At 72.2% G+C, this 3,652-nt stretch carries 3 protein-coding genes and 1 pseudogene; all 4 read right to left on the bottom strand.

Translation table 11 applies throughout. The features are described from left to right. Positions 1 to 380 (bottom strand): annotated as a pseudogene (locus tag PKE44_RS08835) (hypothetical protein); the annotation flags it as partial. A 27-nt stretch (positions 381 to 407) separates the two neighbouring features. Next, entirely contained in the window at positions 408 to 899 is a 492-nt protein-coding gene (locus PKE44_RS08830; protein WP_324550200.1) for a glycine zipper 2TM domain-containing protein, read from the bottom strand. A gap of 16 nt (positions 900 to 915) precedes the next feature. Beyond that, positions 916 to 3,339: an ATP-binding protein gene (locus PKE44_RS08825; protein ID WP_324550198.1), complete on the bottom strand. Its 2,424-nt coding sequence runs from the start codon at positions 3,337 to 3,339 to the stop codon at positions 916 to 918. A gap of 11 nt (positions 3,340 to 3,350) precedes the next feature. After that, a partial coding sequence (locus PKE44_RS08820) for a DUF599 domain-containing protein (RefSeq protein ID WP_324550196.1) occupies positions 3,351 to 3,652 on the bottom strand: 302 nt, incomplete at its 5' end.

Raw genomic sequence — 3,652 nt, 5'->3', positions numbered from 1 at the left:
GCAGCGCCGTCATCGAGCAGTTGCAGGCCGGCGAGCGCCGGTTCGCGTGCCAGCAGCCGGCCAAGCCAGCGATCCGGCTCCGCGGTTTCCGTGGCCGTCGCCCGATCGGCGAGCAGGGCTGCGGTGTCGGCGATGCCGGCGAGGCGCTGCGCCAGCGCCCGGGCCTCCAGGTCGGCCTGCAACGCCAGTGCCGCCCGCACGCGGGCCTCCCAGGCGGCATCGAGCATCTGGCTGGCCGTGAAGCCGATCACGCAGGCCAGTCCGAACAACAGCAGCTCGATCAGCAGCAGCGGCCACAGCGCACCGCGCAGGTAGGCGCGCCACAGCCAGACCGGCAGCGCGCGGGTGGCCGGACGTTGCGGGGAATGGGCGACGGACAAGGGCGCGCGTCTCCGGGGCGGGCGGCGTCAGTGCGAGATGCGCGCGCTGCCATCCGGCGCGCTCAGCACGCGCACGCGGTCGCCGCGGTAGAACGGTTCGCCGGCGCCCTGCGTGATCGCGACGATGCGACCACTGTCGAGGCGCACGGTGATCTCCAGGCCGGTCTGGGCCGCGGACTGCCCCTCGATGGCGTTGCCGGCGAGCCCGCCGAGCAGCGCGCCACCGATCGCCGCGATCGCCGCCCCGCGGCCCTGACCGATGGCGCTGCCGGCGATGCCGCCGATCGCGGCCCCGGTGAGGGCGCCGACGCCGCTGTTGTAGCGATCGGCGATCACGACCGGGCGCACGCCTTCGACGACGCCGAACTGCACGGTCTGCGTCATGCGCGTCTGATAGCCACCGTAGTAGGTCGGGCCATAGTTCGGCTGCACGCAGCCCCCGAGCAGCAGCGCGATCCCGAGGGAAGCCAGCGCGAACGGACGGCAGCGGCGACGGACATCAGGCTGAAAGGCTTTCATTGCTACGGTTCTCCGTTCAGGACAGTTCCCGCTCCGGCATCCCGGCCCGGGCCGGTGCCCGGCCGAGGGCCGCGAGCAGCGCCGGCAGCTCCAGCGGCGCCGGCAGCCAGATGTCGACGCCCGGCACCTCGAGCGCCGTGACCGCGCAGGCGATGATGCGCGGCCGGTGCCGGCCGAGGTGCTCGCGTTCGAGCAGGGCCTCGACGACTTCGGGCGCATGCAGCTCGGGCGCATCCCAGTCGAGCACGATCGCCTCGACCTCGCGCTCGGCGCAGAGCGTGCGCAACGACGGTGCCGAACACACTGCAGTCGCCCGGCAGCCGTGTTCCTCCAGCGCGGCGACCAGTTCGCGCGGATGTGCATCGACGCCGACACCGAGGATCAGCGGCGTGGCCATGCGCCGCTCGCGCAGCGAATGGCGCGTGACCAGCGCATCGAAACCCGGTCCGGCCAGCACGATCGCCACCGCCTCGCGCAGCTCCGCCGGCGTCACCGGCTTGGTCAGATAGGCGGCAACGCCGAGTTCGCGCGAGCGCGCCGCATCGCCGCGGATGCCGTGCCCGGTCAGGATGAAGATCGACGGCGCCGCTGCGCCCTGAAGCTCGCGCAGCGTGCGCACCATCCGGAAGGCGTGCTCGACGCTCTCGTCGATGTCGATCAGCAGCAGCCGGTAGGGCTGGCCGTCGACGCGGCCGCGTTCGAGCAGCGCCAGGCCCTCGGCGGCATCGCTGGCGGTGATGACCGCGAGGCCCTGCTTGCTCATCACCTCGGTCAGCATGCGGCGGTTGCCGATCGCATCGGCGACGACCAGGGCGCTCGGGGTTTCGCCGGCGACCGGCTCGCGATCGCGCAGCGGCAGCGTCAGCGCAAAGCGGCTGCCGCGCCCCTCGGTGCTCTCGGCGAGTTCGAGCTCGCCGCCCATCAGCCGCGCGAGCTGGCGGCAGATCGACAGGCCCATGCCGGCGCCGCCGAAGCGGCGCGTCGTCGAGGCATCGACCTGATGGAAGGGATCGAAGATCGCCTCGCGATGGTCCTCGGGCACGCCGATGCCAGTGTCGACGATCTCGATCGACAGCAGCCGTGCCCCGATCGTGCCCGGCAGTTCGCCGACGCGTACCTCGATGCTGCCGTGCGCGGTGAACTTCACGGCATTGTCGGTCAGGTGCTGCACGATCTGGCGCAGCCGCCCCGGATCGCCGATCAGCAGCTCCGGCAGCGCGTCCTCGATGCGCACCTGGAACACCAGACCCTTGGCGCGCGCCCGCTCGCCGGCCGCCTTCAGCGGCCCGGCCAGCAACTGGCGCAGCCGGTAGCGCGTCGCCTCGATCTGCAGGCCGCCGCGGCTCATCTGCGAGAAGTCGATCATGCCGTCGATCAGCGTCAGCAGTTCGCCGGCCCCGGAGCGTGCGGCTTCGAGATAGGCGCGCACCTCGCCCGGCAGCTCGGCATCGAGCGCGAGTTCGGTCATGCCGATCACGGCGTTCAGCGGCGTGCGCAGCTCGTGGCTCATGTTGCCGAGGAATTCGTTCTTCAGCCGGCCGGCCGAGGCGGCCTCCTCCATGGCCTCGCGCAGGCGCAGCTCGGTGCGCTTGCGCACGTCGATCTCGCGCGCCAGCTCGGCGTTGGCGCGCTCCAGCTCGGCCGTGCGCTGCTCGACCAGCGCCCGCACCGCCGCCGAGCGCGCCGTCAGCTGCAGCAGCAGCACGGCCATCAGCCCGCAGACGACCAGACCTGCGCTCATCAGCCACCAGGCCGCGTGCACATGTGCAACGCGCAGCAGCTCACGGGTATCGGAATCCATCGGCCCGAGCAGCGGATTGAGCAGCGCCACCAGCAGCGCGGTGATCAGCACCAGCGGCAGCGCGACGCTGCGCAGGCGCCCCTGCCAGGCCGGCTGCGCGCGCAAGGCCCAGGCGAACACGATCGGCGCAACGATCGCGACGCCGGAGAGCTGCGCGAGGATCGCGGTCGGCCAGTACAGCGACAGCGACAGGCCGAAACCGGCCAGCCAGGCGCCGCTGCCGGGCACCGACGGCAGCAGGCCGCCGAGCAGCAGGAACAGGCCGAAGTCGCGCGCCCGCGTATACGGCTGCGCCCCGCCCTGCCAGCGCCGCACCAGCCAGGCACCGGCAGCGCCCTGCGCGAGCAGGCCGGCAGCGGCGATCAGGATCGGCAGCGGCCGCCACTGGTAGTGCGCGAGGTCGTAGAACAGCAGCAGCGTGCCGATGACCAGCCCCGGCAGCGCCCGCCGGCCGAAGCAGAGCAGGCCGGCGAGCACGACGCCGGCCGGCGGCCAGAACGGCAGCGGCAGCCCGCCCGGCATCGGCACGCGCGCCGCGATCCAGCCGCCGGCGAACACCAGCACGGCGAGGATCAGGTTGTCAGTCCAGGGGTGTTCGCTGCCCTGCTGCCCGGCGGCGGCAGGACGCACAGGACTCATCGGCAGCGCGTTCACGATTCGGCCTCGTACTGGTAGGCGAGCGCATCGAGCGTCGTCGAGTTGAACTCGCGCCGGTACAGCACCGCGACGGTCAGCACCGATACCGGCGCGAACAGCAGCGGATGGATCAGCCAGCTCATCACCGCCAGCCCGAAGTAGTACGCGCGCAGGCCTTGGTTGAACTGGTCACCGGCGAGCGAGTTGAGCCGCGCAAGCCCTTCGGCGCAGCGTTCGAGGCTGGCGCGGTCCGGGAAGTCGCCGGGCATCGGTGCCGCCCCCATCATGATCGAGCAGTAGTTGAACTGACGCAGCG

The sequence above is a fragment of the Plasticicumulans sp. genome (assembly GCF_035331805.1).
Lineage (GTDB): Bacteria > Pseudomonadota > Gammaproteobacteria > Competibacterales > Competibacteraceae > Plasticicumulans.
The sequence above is the reverse complement of the archived record's forward strand: the minus strand, read 5'-3'. Positions and strand labels throughout refer to the sequence as shown.